Origin of the sequence: Lysobacter enzymogenes (assembly GCF_017168095.1) — a bacterium.
Lineage (GTDB): Bacteria > Pseudomonadota > Gammaproteobacteria > Xanthomonadales > Xanthomonadaceae > Lysobacter > Lysobacter enzymogenes_D.
The window spans coordinates 17,574-36,580 of the sequence record NZ_LXSD01000276.1 but is presented as its reverse complement, the minus strand read 5'-3'; the positions used below and the strand labels follow the sequence as shown (position 1 = coordinate 36,580).

22 protein-coding genes are annotated in these 19,007 nt (G+C 69.8%); 14 read left to right on the top strand and 8 right to left on the bottom strand.

The features are described from left to right. The first annotated feature begins 519 nt into the window (after window positions 1-519). From A7A76_RS08395 to A7A76_RS08390, 3 genes are all read left to right on the top strand, one after another. A complete protein-coding gene (locus A7A76_RS08395) occupies window positions 520-1,707 on the top strand; it encodes a glycoside hydrolase family 64 protein (protein WP_206410772.1) in 1,188 nt (395 codons plus the stop codon). A gap of 163 nt (window positions 1,708-1,870) precedes the next feature. Next, window positions 1,871-2,026, top strand: coding sequence for a DUF6053 domain-containing protein (locus A7A76_RS26380; RefSeq protein WP_428995110.1), 156 nt, complete (start codon window positions 1,871-1,873; stop codon window positions 2,024-2,026). 73 nt (window positions 2,027-2,099) lie between these two features. Next, on the top strand, window positions 2,100-2,495 hold the full coding sequence (locus A7A76_RS08390) for a DoxX family protein (RefSeq protein ID WP_206410771.1): 396 nt from the start codon (window positions 2,100-2,102) through the stop codon (window positions 2,493-2,495). A 584-nt stretch (window positions 2,496-3,079) separates the two neighbouring features. Here A7A76_RS08390 and dbpA read toward each other — a convergent pair. The 4 genes from dbpA to A7A76_RS08370 all read right to left on the bottom strand — a co-directional run bounded on the left by dbpA (window position 3,080) and on the right by A7A76_RS08370 (window position 6,245). Then, on the bottom strand, window positions 3,080-4,486 hold the full coding sequence (dbpA, locus tag A7A76_RS08385) for an ATP-dependent RNA helicase DbpA (protein ID WP_206410770.1): 1,407 nt from the start codon (window positions 4,484-4,486) through the stop codon (window positions 3,080-3,082). A 62-nt stretch (window positions 4,487-4,548) separates the two neighbouring features. Continuing rightward, on the bottom strand, window positions 4,549-5,085 hold the full coding sequence (locus A7A76_RS08380) for an XVIPCD domain-containing protein (protein WP_206410769.1): 537 nt from the start codon (window positions 5,083-5,085) through the stop codon (window positions 4,549-4,551). 24 nt (window positions 5,086-5,109) lie between these two features. After that, on the bottom strand, window positions 5,110-5,688 hold the full coding sequence (locus tag A7A76_RS08375) for a hypothetical protein (protein WP_206410768.1): 579 nt from the start codon (window positions 5,686-5,688) through the stop codon (window positions 5,110-5,112). Then, a complete protein-coding gene (locus A7A76_RS08370) occupies window positions 5,685-6,245 on the bottom strand; it encodes a hypothetical protein (RefSeq protein ID WP_206410767.1) in 561 nt (186 codons plus the stop codon). The genes A7A76_RS08375 and A7A76_RS08370 overlap by 4 nt, the downstream gene beginning before the upstream one ends. Window positions 6,246-6,535: 290 nt before the next feature. Here A7A76_RS08370 and A7A76_RS08365 point away from each other — a divergent pair, with 290 nt between their 5' ends. From A7A76_RS08365 to A7A76_RS08345, 5 genes are all read left to right on the top strand, one after another. Further along, window positions 6,536-7,042: a GreA/GreB family elongation factor gene (locus A7A76_RS08365; protein ID WP_074863758.1), complete on the top strand. Its 507-nt coding sequence runs from the start codon at window positions 6,536-6,538 to the stop codon at window positions 7,040-7,042. Window positions 7,043-7,291: 249 nt separating this feature from the next. Continuing rightward, window positions 7,292-8,293 carry an acyl-CoA desaturase gene (locus A7A76_RS08360; RefSeq protein WP_206410766.1) on the top strand — a complete coding sequence of 334 codons (1,002 nt, stop codon included), beginning with the start codon at window positions 7,292-7,294 and terminating at the stop codon, window positions 8,291-8,293. Further along, a complete protein-coding gene (locus tag A7A76_RS08355; protein WP_206410765.1) occupies window positions 8,290-9,402 on the top strand; it encodes an SRPBCC family protein in 1,113 nt (370 codons plus the stop codon). Before A7A76_RS08360 ends, A7A76_RS08355 begins: the two co-directional genes overlap by 4 nt. 93 nt (window positions 9,403-9,495) lie before the next feature. Beyond that, entirely contained in the window at window positions 9,496-10,023 is a 528-nt protein-coding gene (locus A7A76_RS08350) for an RNA polymerase sigma factor (RefSeq protein WP_241200814.1), read from the top strand. Between the two features lie 25 nt (window positions 10,024-10,048). Continuing rightward, the gene (locus A7A76_RS08345) at window positions 10,049-10,723 is read left to right on the top strand and encodes a serine/threonine protein kinase (RefSeq protein ID WP_206410763.1); all 675 of its coding nucleotides are present in this window, start codon (window positions 10,049-10,051) and stop codon (window positions 10,721-10,723) included. An 81-nt stretch (window positions 10,724-10,804) separates the two neighbouring features. Here the strand turns inward: A7A76_RS08345 and A7A76_RS08340 are convergent, their stop codons facing one another. Continuing rightward, complete coding sequence (locus tag A7A76_RS08340) at window positions 10,805-11,146, bottom strand: metalloregulator ArsR/SmtB family transcription factor (RefSeq protein ID WP_206410762.1); 342 nt, start codon at window positions 11,144-11,146, stop codon at window positions 10,805-10,807. 172 nt (window positions 11,147-11,318) lie between these two features. On the opposite strand from A7A76_RS08340, the gene A7A76_RS08335 reads away from it, so the two are divergent. Then, complete coding sequence (locus tag A7A76_RS08335) at window positions 11,319-11,576, top strand: GIY-YIG nuclease family protein (RefSeq protein WP_206410761.1); 258 nt, start codon at window positions 11,319-11,321, stop codon at window positions 11,574-11,576. A gap of 4 nt (window positions 11,577-11,580) precedes the next feature. On the opposite strand, the gene A7A76_RS08330 is transcribed toward A7A76_RS08335, so the two are convergent. Next, window positions 11,581-11,970: an MAPEG family protein gene (locus A7A76_RS08330; protein ID WP_206410760.1), complete on the bottom strand. Its 390-nt coding sequence runs from the start codon at window positions 11,968-11,970 to the stop codon at window positions 11,581-11,583. An 82-nt stretch (window positions 11,971-12,052) separates the two neighbouring features. Then, window positions 12,053-13,045, bottom strand: coding sequence for a zinc-dependent alcohol dehydrogenase family protein (locus tag A7A76_RS08325; RefSeq protein WP_206410759.1), 993 nt, complete (start codon window positions 13,043-13,045; stop codon window positions 12,053-12,055). Between the two features lie 143 nt (window positions 13,046-13,188). Here A7A76_RS08325 and A7A76_RS08320 point away from each other — a divergent pair, with 143 nt between their 5' ends. Genes A7A76_RS08320 through A7A76_RS08310 form a run of 3 tightly spaced genes read left to right on the top strand, consistent with a single transcriptional unit; the run spans window position 13,189 to window position 15,023 of the window. Beyond that, window positions 13,189-13,413, top strand: coding sequence for an RNA-binding S4 domain-containing protein (locus A7A76_RS08320; RefSeq protein WP_206410758.1), 225 nt, complete (start codon window positions 13,189-13,191; stop codon window positions 13,411-13,413). A gap of 44 nt (window positions 13,414-13,457) precedes the next feature. Continuing rightward, complete coding sequence (locus A7A76_RS08315; RefSeq protein ID WP_206410757.1) at window positions 13,458-14,558, top strand: hypothetical protein; 1,101 nt, start codon at window positions 13,458-13,460, stop codon at window positions 14,556-14,558. Window positions 14,559-14,585: 27 nt separating this feature from the next. Next, complete coding sequence (locus tag A7A76_RS08310; RefSeq protein ID WP_206410756.1) at window positions 14,586-15,023, top strand: hypothetical protein; 438 nt, start codon at window positions 14,586-14,588, stop codon at window positions 15,021-15,023. A gap of 15 nt (window positions 15,024-15,038) precedes the next feature. Here the strand turns inward: A7A76_RS08310 and A7A76_RS08305 are convergent, their stop codons facing one another. After that, the gene (locus A7A76_RS08305; RefSeq protein ID WP_343225302.1) at window positions 15,039-15,947 is read right to left on the bottom strand and encodes a hypothetical protein; all 909 of its coding nucleotides are present in this window, start codon (window positions 15,945-15,947) and stop codon (window positions 15,039-15,041) included. A gap of 405 nt (window positions 15,948-16,352) precedes the next feature. On the opposite strand from A7A76_RS08305, the gene A7A76_RS08300 reads away from it, so the two are divergent. Both A7A76_RS08300 and A7A76_RS08295 read left to right on the top strand, forming a co-directional pair. Continuing rightward, window positions 16,353-17,411, top strand: a complete 1,059-nt coding sequence (locus A7A76_RS08300) for a bifunctional nicotinamide-nucleotide adenylyltransferase/Nudix hydroxylase (RefSeq protein ID WP_206410755.1) — start codon at window positions 16,353-16,355, stop codon at window positions 17,409-17,411. 76 nt (window positions 17,412-17,487) lie between these two features. Beyond that, complete coding sequence (locus A7A76_RS08295) at window positions 17,488-18,912, top strand: nicotinate phosphoribosyltransferase (RefSeq protein ID WP_206410754.1); 1,425 nt, start codon at window positions 17,488-17,490, stop codon at window positions 18,910-18,912. The last annotated feature ends 95 nt before the right edge of the window (window positions 18,913-19,007 follow it).

Below are 19,007 nucleotides of genomic sequence, written 5' to 3'. Positions count from 1 at the left end.
CCGGCACCGCCAGCAGCGCCGCGGCCAGCGCGGCGGCCCAGCGCGGGCGCGGGCGAACGCGCGGACAGGGGCGGAACGGAAAGATCGGGGCGGGCATCGGCGATTCGTCCTGCGCTGCGCGGCGCCGCGGCGCCGCGTTCCTGACTTCGGGGGACCCTCGCCGCCGGCTCGGACGAGCCGCGGCGACAGGGTCGCCGATGATCGCGCAACCGCGCCCCGCACTGAACCCACTTTTGGCGGAGGCGGGGCCGCACGCGGCGCGAGCCGGCAGATGCGGTAAACCGCGGTGCGCATTCAGCTAGGACGGTAATCGCTTTCTCGCCGCAAAGCCGCCGCGCCCGGGCCGGGCGCGTGGACGATCTGCGGCCGCGATCACTGACAGCGCTGTCAGCCGCAGGACAAGGTGCGGCCTGGGCGCGCCGCGCCCGCATCCGTCCACGCAGGCCCACCGGCTTCGCCGCGCACCGCTTCCGCGCGCCTGACCCGCCGTCGCGCTTGCCCAGTCCAGGAGCCGCAACGATGGTCACCCGCCGCAACTTCCTCGGCGCCGGCGCCGCCGCGCTCGCCGTCCCGCTGCTGCCGCGCCGCGCGTTCGCCGCCACCCCGGCGCGCTTCAACCTCGCCCTGCTCAACGCCTCCGGCCAGAACACCGCCTTCGCCTACGTCACCGGTTTCGACAACGGCCGGCCGGTGTTCGTGCGCGCCGACGGCAGCGCCTATTACCCGCCCTCGCCGTCGGCGCCGGTGACGCCGCTGGGCGCCGATTGCGCGATCCCGCTCGGCGCCAACGGCAGCACCGTGCGCGTGTCGGTGCCGCGCATGTACGGCGCGCGCATCTACCTGTGCATCGGCAGCCGCCTGGATTTCTACGTCAACCCGGGCCCGGCGGTGGTGCACCCGAGCTTCCTCAACACCAGCGACACCAACTTCAACAAGAACTGGACCTTCGCCGAGTTCACCTTCAACGAGTACGAGCTGTTCTCCAACATCAGCTACGTCGACTTCGTCGCCGCGCCGCTGGGGCTGTCGCTGCGTTCGTTGTCGGGGCGAGTGGAGACCATCCCGGGCCTGCCGGCGGCCTCGCTCGATCCGATCTGCTATGCGCTGCAGCAACAGGCCACGCAGGAAGGCTCGGCCTGGAATTCGCTGATCCAGCGCGGCCCCGACGGCCGCAACCTGCGCGCGATGAGCGCGCACTACCAGGCTTCGCGCTTCCAGAACTACCTGACCGGCTACATCGACGCGTGCTGGAACAAATACCGCAACACCACCCTCACCGTGGACACCCAGTCCGGCTTCGGCGTGCTGACCGCGCGCGTGGGCGGCGACAACCTGCTGCGCTTCAACAACGGCGAAGCCTTCGCCAAGCCCAGCACCGCCGACGTGCTCAGCTGCGACAGCGGCCCCTTCAGCCTCGGCGGCGCCAGCGACGTGCGCAAGGCGATCATTCCGCGCCTGGCGGCGGCGTTGAACCGCACCACCCTGCTCGACAACCCCAACCAGCCCAACGGCGAAGTCGCCAGCCGCTTCTACCGCAACGCCCAGACCAACCACTACGCGCGCCTGGTCCACGAGCGCCTGCCGGACAACCGCGGCTACGCCTTCCCCTACGACGACGTCACCGCCAGCGGCGGCCCGGATTTCAGCGGCGCGGCGCGCTCGGGCGACCCGGATACGCTGACGGTGACCTTGCGCGCGTTGCGCTGAATCAAGCCGGCCGCCGCTCAAACATCGGGGCTGAAAGCGTCTCCCACAGGAGCCCGGCGGGCCGCTGCGGTGGGAGGCGCTTCAGTCCCGATGCCCTTCACCGAACGGTGGTCGCTACAGTCCCGATGCTCGCCGCCCCGGTGTGAGAGGAACTTCAGTCCCGATGCCCGCCGCCCAATGTGGAAGGGACTTCAGGTCCGACGCTCGCTGCCCCGATGTGGGACGGACTTCAGTCCCGACGCTTTCCGCCCGGTTCGCCGCGATCTGCGCCGAGAGCGTCGGGACTGAAGTCCCTCCCACAACTCCGGCGCGAACATAGGGCTGAAGAGCTTCACAGCGCCTGCGCCGGCCCAGCGCGATCCTGGCGGCCACCTTCACCGATGCGAGCCGCCATGAACGCCGACCGCTGCTCCGACCTGGGCAAACTGATCCTGCGCCTGAGCCTGGGCGCGCTGATCCTGCTGCACGGCATCGCCAAGCTGCGCGGCGGCACCGAGGGCATCGTCGGCATGGTCGAATCGCACGGCCTGCCCGGCTTCCTCGGCTACGGCGTGCTGCTTGGCGAAGTGCTCGGCCCGGCCCTGCTGCTCCTGGGCTGGCACGCGCGCATCGGCGCAGCGCTGATCGCCGGCAACATGCTGGTGGCGATCGCCCTGGTCCACCTGGGCCAGCTCGGCCAGCTCAACGAGCAAGGCGGCTGGGCGATCGAACTGCAGGCGATGTTCCTGGCCACCGCCGCGGCGGTGCTGTTGCTGGGGCCGGGGAAATATTCGCTCAACGGCAAGTGAGGGAGTGCCGGGTAGCGCGGCGGCGGCGGCTGGATCGCGGGTTGCGCCGCAAGCGCAGTGTCGCGGTCGCAGCTTGCGCAGCTCCTACCGCCGGACATCCAGCAACGACGCTAGCCGGGGCTTGCCCTGTAGGAGCGACGCAAGTCGCGACCGCGTTGCCGCAGGTTGCGCCGCAAGCGCGATGTCGCGGTCGCAGCTTGCGCAACTCCTACAGTCGGACATCCAGCAACGACACGAGCCGGGGGCTTGCCCTGTAGGAGCGACGCAAGTCGCGACCGCATTGCCGCAAGTTGCGCCGCAAGCGCAGTGTCGCGGTCGCAGCTTGCGCAGCTCCTACAGTCGGACATCCAGCAACGACGTCAGCCGGGACTTGCCCTGTAGGAGCGACGCAAGTCGCGACCGCGTTGCCGCGGGTTGCGCCGCAAGCGCAATGTCGCGGTCGCAGCTTGCGCAGCTCCTACAGCCGGACATCCGGCAACGACGCGAACCGGGGCTTGCCCTGCAGGAGCGACGCGAGTCGCGACCGCGCCAACACAGCCGCGGCGCAAACGTCTATGCGCCGGCGACAGCGCGGCAGCCGCCCCCTACAGCCGATTGACCCGAAACTTGCGCCCCTTGATCTTCCCCTCGCGCAACCGCGCCAGCGCCGCGGCGGCCTGGCCGCGCGCGACGGCGACGTACGAGCGCGTGGCGAACACGTTGATCTTGCCCACCGATTCGGCCTTGAGCCCGGCGTCGCCGGTCAGCGCGCCGAGGATGTCGCCGGGACGCAGCTTGTCGGTCTTGCCGGCGTCGATGCGCAGGGTCGCCATCGGCGCGGCCGGGGCGTTGCGGGCCTTGCCGCCCAGCGGCTGGGCGCTGCGCCATTGCAGCGGTGCGCCCATGCGCTGGGCGATCTGCTCGGCGCGCGCGGTCTCGCGCGGGCCGCACAGGCTCAGCGCGACGCCGCCGCGGCCGGCGCGGCCGGTGCGGCCGATCCGGTGCACGTACACGTCCGGGTCGGTCGGCAGGTCGTAGTTGACCACCGCGCCGAGATCTTCCACGTCCAGCCCGCGCGCGGCGACGTCGCTGGCGACCAGCACGTTGCAGCTGCGGTTGGCGAAGCGCACCAGCACCTCGTCGCGGTCGCGCTGCTCCATCTCGCCGTGCAGGGCCAGCGCGGTGAAGCCATAGTGTTCGAGCGAACCGACCACTTCCTCGGTGTCCTTGCGCATGTTGCAGAACACCACGCACGACTCGGGCCGGTATTCCAGCAGCAGCGCGCCGAGCAGCGGGGTCTTGCGCCCGGCCTCGGCCTCGTAGAAATACTGCTCGATGCGCGGCGCCGAGGCCTCGCCCTCGACCGTGACCTCGACCGGATCGCGCAACGCGCTGCGGCCCAGCTCGCGGATCGCCTCGGGAAAGGTCGCCGAGAACAGCAGGCCCTGGCGGGTCTTGGGTGTCTTGCGCACGATCTCGCGCACGGCCTCTTCGAAGCCCATGTCGAACATCCGGTCGGCCTCGTCGAACACGAGCGTGCGCAGGCCGTCGAGCTTGAGCGCGCCGTGGCGCAGCAGTTCCTGCAGGCGCCCGGGCGTGCCGACGGCGACGTGCGGCGCGTGTTCCAGCGAAGCCAGCTGCGGCGCCACCGGCATGCCGCCGCGCAGCACCGAGACCTTGAGATTGCCGATCGCGAACGCGAGCTTGCGCAGCTGCTGGCCGACCTGATCGGCCAGCTCGCGGGTCGGGCACAGCACCAGGGCCTGGGTGCGCACCGCGGAAGGATCGAGCCGGTGCAGCAGGCCCAGCCCGAACGCCGCGGTCTTGCCGCTGCCGGTCGGCGCCTGGGCGAGCACGTCGCGGCCGTCCAGGATCGCCGGCAGCGCGCGCGCCTGCACCGGGGTCATGGCGGTGTAGCCGAGCGCGGCCACGCCTTGCAGCAGCGCCGGGCTCAGGGGAAGGGTGTCGAAAGCGGCCGCAGCAGCGTCGGCCGTGGGGATTTGCGGTTCCATGCGACATGATCGCAGGTTCGGTGCGGACGTGGCAGCGGGCCGCGTTGCCTGCAGCTTACCGATCAGACCGCCAGCTTCGGCCCGCCCTGGCCGGGCTCGTCCGCTGCGGCAATCGCCCGGGTCTGCGCTGTCTGGGTCCGCTCCGACTGCGCGACCTCGAGGGCCCGCACCTGCTCGCAGCGCTGCCTGGCCGGAACGGCCAGGGCCTCGGCCAGCGGTATATGCGTGCGGTTGGCGTACGGATCCGGGGATGCGCTCGCGCCGTGCCGGGACAGGTGCAACAACGCCCCCGCCGCAAAATCGTCGCTGCGCCGATTGAACGCCAGGCGCAGTTCGTCCTGAGCGGCGAACCCGCATCCCTTGGCCATGAGCAGGGCGCTGGCGCTGAGACGCTCGCTTTGCTCGTCCCACTCCTTGCCGGCCGAGCGATCGAGTTCGCGCACCTGCGCGCGCAGGCGATCGAGCAATGCGGCGTCCTGCGGATTCAAGCCGGCGCCGGCAGGATCGATGGACGATTGCGGTTGCAGTTTCGGCTCGACATACCGGACGTAGTCGCGCAGATAGGCATCGCGGTGGGTGATCGCCCCGTTGCCGTCCATGTCTTGCGGGGGCCGGGCCAGGGTCTACGGCGCATCGGCTACCTGCGCCGCCATCCGCTCGACCACCTCGGCCTCGCCCAGCCGCCCGGCCTTCCAGTCGCCGTACAACGAACCCAGCTCGACCTCGTTCAGGTAACCGATGGAACCGAACGGCTTACCGCCCTTGAACTCGGGCTGGTGTTCGAGTTCCTTGAAGATGGGAAAGGCGTTGAAGATCGCCTGCGCTTCCAGGCCGGCGCGGTATCGCACGTACTCGTCGGCGCTGCGGCCCTGGAACGGAACGGAGCCCGTGTTGTAGCGGTGGTGGCCGATTTCGTGGGCAAGGGTTCCAAACAGGTGGCGCTGGGGCCATGCCGGGGCGTCGCTGGCTTGCAGCGATCTCCATTGGGAGTCCTCAACCAGAATTCTCGGCGGCTCCAAGGGCGCGTAATAGGGAAGCCCAACGCCCGACTGGCCCTGGATAACGCCTTCGTCCTTGAAGAACCGCGCGAAATCGGCCGAAGCGCTTGGCGATTCCAGTATCCAGGCTCGAATACGCCCAGGCATTTCGGCGAACCGGGGATGGGACTGGAGATACCCTCCGCCCTCACCCGGGACATTCATGGCTCTTTCCTGTCCATGGGCCACACGTGGATGCTCTTTACGCATCGGTACGTCTCGTCGGTCGTGGCGAAGGAGACGTAAAAGCCGTTCTTCCCGGTGGTGTAGGTCTTGCCGTGATCGATCATATGCGCGTCCAGCTCGACCTTCCCCGTCGCCCCTCCAACCAGGCCGGCTGCGCGTTCGGGCGAATAACACGGTTCTTCTTTCACGCCGATATCGATCGCGCCGCTCAATCCGCGGATGGTGGCGAAGCTCAGGATGTAACCGTCCGCCAATTTCGCAGGCCCTGCACTGCCCAGACCTTGTACGCCGACCGGCGTCATCTCAAACGTCCGCTTGAGCCCGTTCAGGACCTTGTCGATTCCCGCCGAACCCTCGACCGACCATCGCAACAGATTCTCGACCGTGACAGCGTCCGTGGAAACTTTATCGGGACCGCCACGACCCGATCCGCTCACCCTGGCCGAGCCGCACGCCGCCACGATGCAAACAATCGACGCCAAGACGGCGAATGCAACGATCCGCGCCACAGCCGAGCTACCGCAACCTCGATTCATTGGCCTTCTCCTCCAACATCCTGTCGAACATCGCCAAGCGTCGCCCCAAGGGTAGGTACCCGCATTGCAAATGGGAAATAGCCAAAAAACGCAGGCTCACATTCAACGCAGCGAAGCTGCCTTCGTCGCCATCCAGCGACCCGAGACAGGCACGCAATGCATGCAAACCGGCAAATCCCCCTTCAGCCGATGAATCGACAACTCCGGCAAAGCGCCAACCCCATCGCACTCACCCTGAGACAACGTTAACTGTCCTAGAGTCGGGCAATGTCTGTCCTTCACGCCCCCGCATGAGCCGCGCCTTCGTCAAGGAAGGCGACGGCGAATCCGATCCCGGCGCGCTGCCCGAACTGCCGATCAGCGAGCATCCCAACTACGTCACCCCGCGCGGGATGATGTTGTTGCGCGCGCGCTTGAACGAAGCCGGGCGCGAGCTGCAGGCGCTGGACCGCGCGGTGGAGCGCGAGGCGGTCGGGGCGAAGCTCGAACGCGCCCACGTGCAGCGCGAGATGCGCTGGCTGCAGGCGCGCATCCTCGGCGCGATCACCATCGCGCCCGAGCGCCAGCCGGCCGACCGGGTCGCGTTCGGCGCGCGCGTGGAAATCGCCGACGACGAGGGCCGCGAGCACCGTTACCGCATCGTCGGCGAGGACGAGGCCGATCCCGAACGCGGCCTGATCAGCTGGGTCTCGCCGCTGGCGCGCGCGCTGCACGGCGCGCGCGTCGGCGACAGCGTGGTGTGGAAGCGGCCGGCCGGCGATCTCAACGTGGAAGTGCTGGCGATCGAGTACGGCTGAGCCGTGTGCGCGCGGCCGCGCGCCCCGCATCTGCGCGAGCCGAACCTCGGCGCATACCCTCGCCGGCGACGCGGACGCTCGCGTCCCGCTCGGATTCCCATCGACCGCTCATCGGCGCACGCTTGACGCCGCGCCGGCCCGCAACGAATCATTTAGCAAATTAGTTAATTGCTGAATGCATGCATCGCGCGCCGGCAGGGGCCGGCGCCAGGGCCGTTGCGCCCATGCAGCGCGCCAAGGATGCGGACCATGAAATCTCCCGTTCCCGATGCGATCCCGGCCAGCCTGCGCGATCACCGCGTACGCTCGCGCCCGGCCCTGGCCGATTCGGTCCGCAGCGTCAGCGCCGGCCGGGTGCGATGGGAACCGGTGCGCTCGCTGTGGTTCAGCGCGATGCTCGCCGGCGCCACCATCGGCGGCGCGCTGACGTTCAGCTGGGGCGCGTTCGCGCTGTTCGCAGTCGGCACCGCCGCGGTATTGCTGCTCGGCCATTCGCTGGGCATGCACCGCAAGCTGATCCACGACAGCTTCGCCTGCCCGAAGTGGCTGGAATACCTGCTGGTCTATTGCGGCGTGCAGGTCGGGCTGGCCGGGCCGATCGCGCTGGTGCGCACCCACGACCTGCGCGACTATGCCCAGCGCCTGCCGCATTGCCACGATTACCTCGCCCACCGCCGCGGCTTCGTCCAGGACGCGTGGTGGCAACTGCACTGCGAACTGCGCCTGGACGCGCCGCCGTGGATCGCGCTGGAGCCGCGCATCGGCGAAGACCGCGTCTACCGTTTCCTGCAACGCACCTGGATGTGGCAACACCTGCCGTGGGCGCTGGCGTTCTATGCCATCGGCGGCTGGGGCTGGGTGTTCTGGGGCGTGTGCGCGCGGGTCAGCGCCGGCGTGTTCGGCCACTGGCTGATCGGCTACTTCGCCCACAACCACGGCGGCATGCGCCACGAGGTGCGCGGCGCCGCGGTGCAGGGCCGCAACGTGCGCTTCGCCTCGCTGCTGACCATGGGCGAGTGCTGGCACAACAACCACCATGCGTTTCCGGGGTCGGCGCGGCTGGGGCTGTATCCGGGCGAGTGGGATCCGGGCTGGTGGCTGTTGCGCGCGCTCGAACGCGTGGGGCTGGTGCGCGGGTTGCGTTTGCCCGAGCACCTGCCGCCGCGCGAAGAACTGTATTGCCTCGATGCCGCCCCGCCGACCCGCGCCGACAGCGCAGGCCAACCCTTGCGAACGCTGGTGAACCGATGAACGAACACGATCCGCAGCCGCCCGCTTCCAACAACGACGCCAGCGGCGATCCGCGGCGCGGCCCCCAACCGCCCGCCGTTGCGCCCGAGCCGCCGCCGTTGCCGCCCGACACCGCGCACGACGCCGCAGCCGCCCCCGCCAGGCGCTGGTTCGACGGCCCGCTGGGCAAGGCGATGCCGTTCCTCGGCGGCGCCCTGATCGGCCTGCTCCTGCGCCTGGTGTTCAACGGCGACCCCGGCAGCGCCTGGGCGCCGATGCTGACCGTCTTCATCCTGCTCGCACCGATCGCCATCGGCGCGATCACGGTCTATCTCGCCGAGCGCCAGCAGGCCCGCCGGCTGCGCTACCACTTCTTCGCGCCGTGGCTCAGCGTCACCCTGTGCATGGCCGGGACGATGCTGTTCGTGCTCGAAGGCGCGATCTGCGTGGTGTTGATCTGGCCGCTGTTCGCCGTGCTCGGCTCGATCGGCGGCATGCTGATGGGCGCGCTGTGCCGCTGGGCCGGCTGGTCGAAGACGCCGACGGTCTACAGCCTGGCGATCCTGCCGCTGCTGCTGACCTCGCTCGGCATCGGCCACGACGAACCCCGGCGCCTGGAACGCACCGAACGCAGCGTGCTGATCCACGCCGCGCCCGATGCGGTCTGGCGGCAGTTGCTCAACGCCGACCACATCCGCGCCGAGGAAGTCGACCGCGCCTGGATGTACCGCATCGGCGTGCCGACGCCGCTGGCCGGGCTCACCCACGAAGACGCCGCCGGCCTCACCCGCGAAGTGCGCATGGGCAAGGGCATCCACTTCCGCCAACGCTCGGCCGACTGGCAGCCGGGCCGCTACGTGCAGTGGCAGTACCAGTTCGCGCCCGACTCGGTTCCGCCCGGCGCGCTCGACGACCACGTCGACATCGGCGGCCGCTACTTCGACCTCACCGGCACCCGCTACACCCTCACCCCGCGCGGCGCCGACACCGAACTGAGCATCCGCATGGACTATCGGGTCAGCACCGGGTTCAACTGGTACGCTGCGCCGCTGGCGCGCTGGCTGATCGGCGATTTCAGCGACACCATCCTGCAGTTCTATCGCCATCGCGCCGAGGCCGCCGCCGGCTGAATCCGGCCGGCCCGCCCCGTCCGTCGCCGCGGGTGTGATGATTCGCCCCGGGGCGCGAATCACCCCGGCATGGACATCCAACGGACCGAGGCGATGACGGGAGCGGGCGACGAACGCGGGCACGGCACGGCGGCGCGACAGCGCCGCTTCGAGGCCTTGCTGGGCGCGCACCGCGGCATCGTCTACAAGGTCGCCGCCGGCTACGCCCGCGGCGAGGACGAACGCGCCGACCTCGCCCAGGACATCGTCGCGCAGCTGTGGCGCGCCTTTCCCGGCTACGACCCGCAGCGCAGCTTCTCGACCTGGATGTACCGCATTGCCCTGAACGTGGCGATCTCGCACCTGCGCGAACGCAGCCGCCACCGCGACACCGTGGCCCTGGACGAAGACCTGCACGCGCTGCCCGCCGACGACGGCGACACGCCGGAAACCGCGCAGCGCCTGCGCCTGCTGCAGCGGCTGATCGCGCAGCAGCCGCCGCTGGACCGCGCCTTGCTGCTGCTCTACCTGGAAGATCGCGGCCATCGCGAGATCGCCGACGTGCTGGGCCTGAGCGAAACCAACGTCGCCACCAAGATCGGCCGGCTCAAGCAGCGCCTGCGCGCCGCGCTGGCCGACTGACGCCCTTCCCCACCGGAACCGAACCATGAGCGCATCGACGATGGAACTCGACGAACTCAAGCAGGCCTGGCAGGCGCTGGGCGACAAGCTCGACCGCCAGCACCGCACCGAACAGTTGCGCCTGCGCGAGGAGCGCGGCCGGCGCCTGCGCTCGGGATTGCGCCCGCTGGTGTGGGGACAGGCGCTGCAGATCGCCGCCGGCGTGCTGCTGACGATCTGGGGCGCGCTGTTCTGGAGCGCGCATGCGCACAGCGCGCACCTGATCGTCATCGGCCTGATCGTGCAGGGCTACGGCATCGCCCTGACCGTCTGCGGCGCACTGGTGCAATCGCGCGCCGCCGGCATCGACTACGCCGCGCCGGTGCTGACGCTGCAGCGCCGCCTGGCCGCGCTGCGCCGGGCCTACGTGCGCGGCGGCCTCGCGGTCGGGCTGGTCTGGTGGCTGCTGTGGATGCCGGTGCTGGCGGCGATCCTGATGAGCCTGTTCGGCGTCGACCTGTACCGCAACGCGCCGTCGCTGTTCGTCTACGGCGGTGCGGTCGGCGCGGCCGGGCTGCTGGCCAGCCTCTGGTTCCTGCGCTGGTCGCGCCATCCGCGCCGGCCGCGCCTGGCCAAGGCGGTGGACGAAAGCATCGTCGGCGTCAGCCTGCGCCGCGCCCAGGCGGTGGTGGACGAGATCGAGCGCTTCGAGCGCGAATGAAGCACGCGCAACTGAGGAAAGCGCGGCCGAAACGAGCGCGACCGAAGCGCGGCCGCGGCGCGGGCCTCGGCAATGCCGGCGTCAACCCGCCGACTTACCCGCCGGCTTGGCGGCAGCCTTGCGCGCCGCGCGCCGGCTTTCGCGCTTGAGCGGGCCGCCGACCGGGCAGATTTCGAACGCGAACTGGGTCAAGGTGTTGACCAGGCTGTCCGGCACCAGCTTGTAGACCACGAACTGGCCGCGCCGCTCGCCGCTGATCAGCCCGGCGTTGGCCAGCACCGACAGATGCCGCGACACCGCCGGCGCGCTCATCTCGAAGCGCGCGGCGATGTCGCCGGCGCTGAGCTCGCGCTCGGACAGGAAGGCCAGGATCTGCCGGCGCGGCGACGAGGCCAGGGCTTCGAAGATCTTGTCCTGCGACATGGCGGCGGACGGCGACGGCGCGCCGGAGCGGCGCCGCGGCAGTATAGCCTTGATTACTTAACTAAATTGCTAAATGGGGCGGAGGCGCGGACAGCCGAGTCGAGAATGAGCGAAGGCGGCTTTTTCCCGGTTCCGATTCCTCCGCACTCGCTCCCCGCCTTACCCTATCCGCATGCCCTGGTACGTCTACCTCATCGAATGCACCGACGGCAGCCTCTACACCGGCATCGCCGTGGACGTGGAGCGCCGTTACGCCCAGCACGCCGCCGGCAAGGGCGCGCGCTACACCCGCGCGCATCCGCCGGCGCGGCTGCTGGCGCGGTTCGAACACCCCGACCGCGGCGCCGCGCTGCGCGCCGAGTACGCGATCAAGCAGCTCACGCCCGCGGCCAAGCGCGCGCTGTGCGCGCAGGCGCAGGCAATCGGCTGAGGCCTTACAGCAGCGCCCACAGCAGTTGCAGGATCGCCCACAGCGCCACCGCCCACACCGCCGAGCGCAGGTACGGGATGCCGGCGGCGTAGATCGGCACATAGACCAGCCGCGCCCAGAAATACAGCTGCGCGGCCAATGCGGTGTGGTCGCTGCCGCGGCCGGCCACGACCACCGCCAACGCCAGCGCGGCGAACAGCGGGAAGGTTTCCAGGTAATTGCGCCAGGCGCGCTCCAGCCGCGCGGCCACGCCGGTCAGCGGCGCCGGGGTGCCGTCGCGCGCGCCGGCGTTCCAGCGCACGCCGCGCTGCGCGGTCATGAAGCCGGCGGCGACCAGCAGGTGGACGATGCCCAGTGCGACCGACCAGGCCAGCATCTGCAATTCGACGTTCATGCGCGGCTCCCCGGTTGCGCGAGCGGATCATCGATGCTCGCACGCGCGGCGCCGGGCCGTGCGTGCCGCCGCCGTGCGCGGCTCACACCGCGCCGTTGGGCAGGATCAGGATCTTGCCGTCGCGCTCGCCCGCGGCCGCCGCGGCGACCGCGTCCTTGATCCGCTCCAGCGGATAGGTCGCCTGCACCCGCGCGTGCAGCTCGCCCGCGGCCACGCGCCGGGCGATTTCGCCGAACACTTCCGCGCGCCGCGTCGGCGCGGCCTGCTGGAACCAGCGCGACAGCCAGAACCCGCGCAACGACACGTCGCGGAACACGAACGAGGCCGGCGAAATCTGGCAGGCCTCGCCGCTCATCGCGCCGTAGTTCACCACCACCCCGCCCTCGCCCAGGGCCTGGGCGATGTGCTGGGTCGCCAGTCCGCCGACCGCGTCGATGCCGAGCTTGATCGGCACCTTCTGCGCCGCCTCGCGCGCGCGCTTGCCCAGGTCCTCGCCGTCGACCAGGACCACGTCCGCGCCGGCCGCGCGCACCGCCTCCACCGCCGACTCGCGCCGCACCACGTTGATCGTGCGCAGCCCGCGCGCCTTGGCCAACTGGATCAGATACGTGCCCACGGCCGAATTGGCCGCGTTCTGGATCACCCAGTCGCCCGGCTCCAGCGCGACGATGTCGCTGAGCATCAGCAGCGCGGTCGGCGGGTTGATGGTGATCATCGCCAGCTGCTTGGGATCGGCGCCGTCGGGCAGCGCGATCAGGTGCCGGGCGGTGCCGACCATATGCGTGGCCCAGCTGCCGCCCTGGATCGGCAGCAGCACGGTCTGGCCAAGCTTGAGCTGGGTCACCTCCGGCCCGAGCTCGACCACCCGGCCCACGCCCTCGTTGCCGCCCACCGCCGGCAGCGGCGGCAGCAGGCCGTAGTCGCCGGTCAGGGTCAGCACGTCGGACGGGTTGATCGGCGCCGCCAGCACTTCGATCAACACCTGTCCGGCCGCCAACGGCGGCGTCTGGAACTCGACCGCCTCGATCACGTCCTGCGGCACCGGGCCGCGCTGCTGGTACTGGGCTCGCTTCATCGTCGACCTCGAAAGATGGGCTGGACGGCGCCCGCGCGGGCGCCGCTGGCCCGAGAGTACGCCGCCGGACGCGCAAACGTCTTGCGCCCAGGTCTCAGCGCTGCGACCCTGCCTGCCCGCCAACGCGTTCCCGCCTTATCGCCATGCAACCGATCCGCTTCGCCCTCGACGCCGGCCACGACTTCGTCGAACTCAATCAACTGCTCAAGCTGGTCGGCCTCGCCCACAGCGGCGGCACCGGCAAGGCCATCGTCGCCAGCGGCGCGGTGCGGGTGGACGGACAGGTGGAACTGCGCAAGACCTGCAAGATCCGCGCGGGGCAGGTGGTGGAGTGCGAGGGGATGAGGGTCGAGGTGGTGGCGGGCTGAGGCCCGCATCGCCGTCAAAGCAACCATCGCAAGGACGCAGTCCGATGAAATCGTATCCGCCCGCCGAACCGCGGCACTTGCCAGCCGGATGGAATCATTATCTCGCCTCGGCCCTGCAGGTGATGCGCCGACAGCGCGGCCTGGAGTTCGGAGCCGCCGAGTTGGAAAGCGCGCCGGCGGAGCTGATCGGCCTCACACCCGGCAAGCTGCTGCGGGTAGGCACCGAGTTCCGCTCCAGCCTGTTCCGTTACCGGCTGTCGGACTGGGCGAAGTCGCGCGCAGACCGTGCCACCAGCGCCGATGTCGCGGCACTGAACGGCGGCATCGAAATCGAGTCGCTGTCGGATCGGCCCGAACACGCACAAGCCTGCCTGTTCGTCGCCACCTGCGACCCAAACGGGTACGTGCGCGAACTCGCGCTGCGCCAGTTCGCCCGCTGGCCCGGCCGTCTGGCGATGGCGGCGGCCCTGATCCGCAACAGCGATTGGGTCGCGCCTGTGCGCAAGGCCGCCGAAGTCCTGCTACAACGATGCGTCGAACACGAACCGCAAGCGCTGTTCGAACTGTTGGAACTGGCCTTGCCGATGCGCGAACGCCAACGTTTCGCGCCGGCTTGGAGCTCACTGATCGAGCCGGTGCTGCATGCGCCGCAACACGCCGAGTCGCTATGGCGCGCAACCCGATCCGACTCGGCTGCCGTGCGCGAGTACGCCTACGCCGCCGCGGTCGCGACCGGCGCGCGCAGCGCCGAGCAGGCCTGCATCGTGGCCTTGGACGATCCGCATCCGCGCATCGCCCGGGCCGCGCTGGCGCAGGCGGAAACCGTGCTGACGCCCGATCAGTTCGATCATCAGTTGCGCCAGGCTCATGCTCGTCGCGTCCCGGCCCTGCGCCGCGATGCGCTGCGAGCAGCCGTACGTATCGGCCTGCCTTCGCTGCGCACGTGCCTGAGCGAGGCGCTGTTCGATCGTTCCACCGGCCCGCGTCGGCTGGCGGCGCACCTGCTGCGCGAACGATTCGGCGAAGAACCGCGGCATTACTGGCGCGAAGCGCTGGACGCCGGTGATTCGGCGAAGGCGCGCATCGCGCTGGATGCGTTGAGCGAATGCGCGCAGGCCGAAGATGCGATGCGGCTGACGCCGTGACTGTCGTGCGCGCAGGCGCGGCTGCGGTTGCTGGCGCTGCGCGGCTTGGCCCGCAGCGGCGCCGCCAGCCTGGCTACGGTGTTGGCGCGGGCGCTGCACGACCCCGATTACCGGGTCTCGGCCGAAGCGCAGGAGACCTATAAGCGCGGCACTGCGGCGCTATCGGTCGCCGCTCTGCAGCAAGCCTGGGATCTGCGCCCGACCTTCCGCGCGCGCTTGCTCGTCGCCACCCAATGGCTGGACAAGTGGCAGGCGCTGGACTTCCTGCTACAGGCGCTGGCCGAGCCGCAGCAAGCGCAGATCGCAGCGGCCATCGTCGACGAATTGCAGACCTGGGTCGACCGCGGACGCTACCGCTTCGGCTCGATAGCCGATGCCGACCCGCGCGTTCTGCGCGAACGCCTCATCCGCGCCGGCGCTCGCCTGCCGAGCGCGTTGCACCGCGAATTGGCCGAATCGATCTGAGTTGAGCGTCGCCGCTCACGCCATCGGCAAATTGCGCTCAGCCCGGCACAGATCGTCGTGCAGACGCTGCACCGCATAAGTCGCCGACACGTAATCGTTGCTGCCCAGCCGCTCGACGAAGCGGCACGCCGCGAAACCTTCAGCCGTGCGCTCGTACTCGGCCACCCAGCGCTCGCGCTCGGGCCGGCGTTCTTCGGCGATCGGCCAGGCGCGGCGCCACGCCGGCATGTGCTCGCGCAGGCCCATCCGCCACGGCTTGCCGCTGACGCGGGCGCGGAAGCAGTGCTGGTGCCTGCACGACAGCGCGTAATAGGCGTCCGCGCCGATCGCTTCGAAGAATGCGTGCACCTGCGGGTCGAGCGGATCGAAGGTGCGGTGCATCGCCAGCAGGCGGAAGCCGTTCGGGGTGCGGTAGACGCGCAGGTGCCAGTCCGGGTTCGCGGCCAGGAACGCCTTGACCGGCGCCAGCGCGCGCGCTTCCGGTCCGCCGCCCTCGCTGCGGTGACGGCGCTGCGCGGACTTCGCGCGGACCATGCCGACGATCAGCATCGTCGCGATCGCGGCGACGATGCCGGCGACCGGATGGATCAACACGCCGCAGGCCACGCCGGCGGCGAGCGACAACGCGGCCATCGCCCCGCCCAGCCGCACCGGCGGCAGCGGCTTGAAATCGACGTCGGCGAACAGGACGTCCGGCGAATTGAGGCAGCGCGCGCCGTAGCTGTTGCGGGTGATCACCACCTCGCCGTGGCGCGCGACGATCTCCTCGCGGATCGGCAGGCCTTCGGCGTCGTAAGGCACGCGCGGCTCGTGGCGAGGCAGCTTTTCGCCGGCGAGGATGCGTTCGAACGCATCGCGGGCGCGCGCGTCGGCCATGGTCTGGGCGTCGGCCTGGCTGGCGTCGGACCAACCGAAGCGACGCACCGTAAGCGAAACCCGCCCGGAGACATGCCCCTTCCCAAACCGCTCCTGCACCCGAGCCTCAGCCCAATACTGCGGAACCTGCATCGCCATCGCCGCCCTCCTTTGCTTGTCCCGATTGTATCGGCGCAGGCCCGGCGCGCGAGCGGGTGCGTCGACTGTCGTTGCGGGGGCGCGGTTTCGCGTTTGCCGAAAGGCGTATGGCCGGCCGAGGCGGGAGAGGTTCTGGGGGCTGGTTGCGGCCGGGTCGTTGTTTTTTCCCGGCTTCGGCTGTCGCGGCTCGCGCCGCTCCTACAGGGGATCGATGCGGCGAGTACGCAGGCACTTGACGGCGCTTGGGTTCGGCGTAGCATCTTGCATACGCCAGCGGACAGACCGCCGGCCACTTCAACTCCGTGAGGGATTCTCATGGCAACGCAGCAGTACGATTACCTCGTCTTCATCGGCCGTTTCGAGCCTTTCCACAACGGCCACGCCGCCGTCGCCCGCCACGCGCTGGGCAAGGCCGCCAAGATCATCTTCCTGGTCGGTTCCGCCGACACCCCCCGCACCGTCAAGAACCCCTTCACCGTCGCCGAGCGCGCGGTGATGATCCAGGCCGCGCTCGCCGACAGCGCCGAACGCCTGATCGTGCGCCCGCTGCGCGACCATCTCTACAACGAGAGCCAGTGGATCGCCAATGTGCAGCGCAGCGTCGCCGAGGCGGTGCGCGCCGACGGCGGCGACACGCAGGCCCGCATCGGCCTGATCGGCATGGACAAGGACGCCTCCAGCTATTACTTGCGCGAATTCCCGCAGTGGCCGCTGGTCGACGTCAACCACACCGCCACCCTGTCGGCCACCGAGCTGCGCAAGTACCTGTTCGAGGCCAACCAGATCGACAGCCACGGCGGGCTGATGCTGATCCGCGCCAACGTGCCGGCGCCGGTGTTCGACATGCTCGAAGCATTCCGCAAGAGTTCGCCGGCGTTCAAGCAACTGGTCGCCGAGTACCAGTTCATCGAGCAATACCGCGCCGCCTGGGCCGATGCGCCGTACGCGCCGACCTTCGTCACCACCGACGCGGTGGTGGTGCATTCCGGCCACGTGCTGCTGGTGCGCCGCCGCGCCGAACCGGGCCGCGGCCTGTGGGCGCTGCCGGGCGGCTTCGTCGGCCAGCACGAGACCCTGCTCGACGCCTGCCTGCGCGAGCTGCGCGAGGAAACCCGGCTGAAAGTGCCGCTGGCCGTGCTCAAGGGTTCGATCAAGGGCGAGCGCGTGTTCGACCATCCCGACCGCAGCGCGCGCGGCCGCACCATCACCCACGCCTTCCACTTCGATTTCCCGGCCGGCGAACTGCCGCAGGTGCGCGGCGGCGACGACGCCGACAAGGCGCGCTGGATTCCGGTCAGCGAGGCGCTGGAGATGAGCCCGCAGCTGTTCGAAGACCACCTGCACATCCTCGAATACTTCCTGGGCCGCGGCTGAGCGCACTGCGCACCGCCCGGCCCTCCCGCCGGCGGACAGACCGCCGGCCACTCCCGACGCGAAGGAGCTTCCCGTCATGCAATGCCTCGACAACCTGCTGCTCAACACCGACAGCTACAAGGCCAGCCACTGGCTGCAATATCCGCCCGGCACCGATGCGACGTTCTTCTACGTCGAATCGCGCGGCGGCGTGTACGACCGCACGGTGTTCTTCGGCCTGCAGGCGATCCTCAAGGAATACCTGGCCAAGCCGGTCACCCACGCCGACATCGACGAGGCGCGCGACCTGTTCGCCGCGCACGGCGAACCGTTCAACGAGGCCGGCTGGCGCTATATCGTCGACCATCACGGCGGGCTGATGCCGATCCGGATCCGCGCCGTGCCCGAAGGCACGGTGGTGCCGACCCATCAGGCGCTGGTGACGATCGAATCGACCGACCCGCAGGCCTATTGGGTGCCGTCCTATCTGGAAACCCTGCTGCTGCGCCTGTGGTATCCGGTGACGGTGGCCACGATCAGCTGGCACGCCAAGCAGACCATCCGCCAGTTCCTGGAGCGTACCAGCGACGATCCGGAAGGCCAGCTGCCGTTCAAGCTGCACGACTTCGGCGCGCGCGGCGTGTCCAGCACCGAATCGGCCGCGCTCGGCGGCGCCGCGCATCTGGTCAACTTCCTCGGCACCGATACGGTTTCCGGCCTGCTGCTGGCCAAGCGCTATTACCACGAGCCGATGGCGGGCTACTCGATCCCCGCCGCCGAGCACAGCACCATCACCAGCTGGGGCCGCGAGCGCGAGGTCGACGCCTACCGCAACATGCTGACCCAGTTCGCCAAGCCCGGCGCGATCGTCGCGGTGGTGTCGGACAGCTACGACATCTTCCACGCGATTCGCGAGCATTGGGGCAAGACCTTGCGCGAGCAGGTGATCGCCTCCGGCGCGACCCTGGTGGTACGGCCGGACTCCGGCGACCCGGTCGATGTCGTGCACCAGTGCCTGACCCTGCTCGACGAGGCCTTCGGCCACACCGTCAACGGCAAGGGCTACAAGGTGCTCAACCACGTGCGGGTGATCCAGGGCGACGGCATCAACCCGACCAGCATCCGCGCGATCCTCGAGCGCGCGACCAGCTACGGCTACGCCACCGACAACCTCGCCTTCGGCATGGGCGGCGCGCTGCTGCAGCGGCTGGATCGCGACACCCAGAAGTTCGCGCTCAAGTGCTCGGCCGCGCGCGTGGACGGCGAGTGGATCGACGTCTACAAGGATCCGGTCACCGACAAGGGCAAGTCGAGCAAGCGCGGGCGCATGACCTTGCTGCGCCATCGCGAGTACGGCCACTTCAAGACCGTGCCGGTGCCGGCGGATGCGCCGTCGCTGGAGGAAGCGGCCAAGCCGATGGGCTATGAGGATGCGATGGTGACGATTTGGGAAGACGGCAAGCTGGTGAGCGATTGGACCTTCGCCGAAGTCAGGGAACGGGCTGACGCGGCTCGGCTTTGAGCGGCCCTCACCCCAACCCCTCTCCCGCAAGCGGGAGAGGGGCTCTGAAGCCGCGATGCTTCCAAGCCACCGCGAACCGTCCCCTCTCCCGCTTG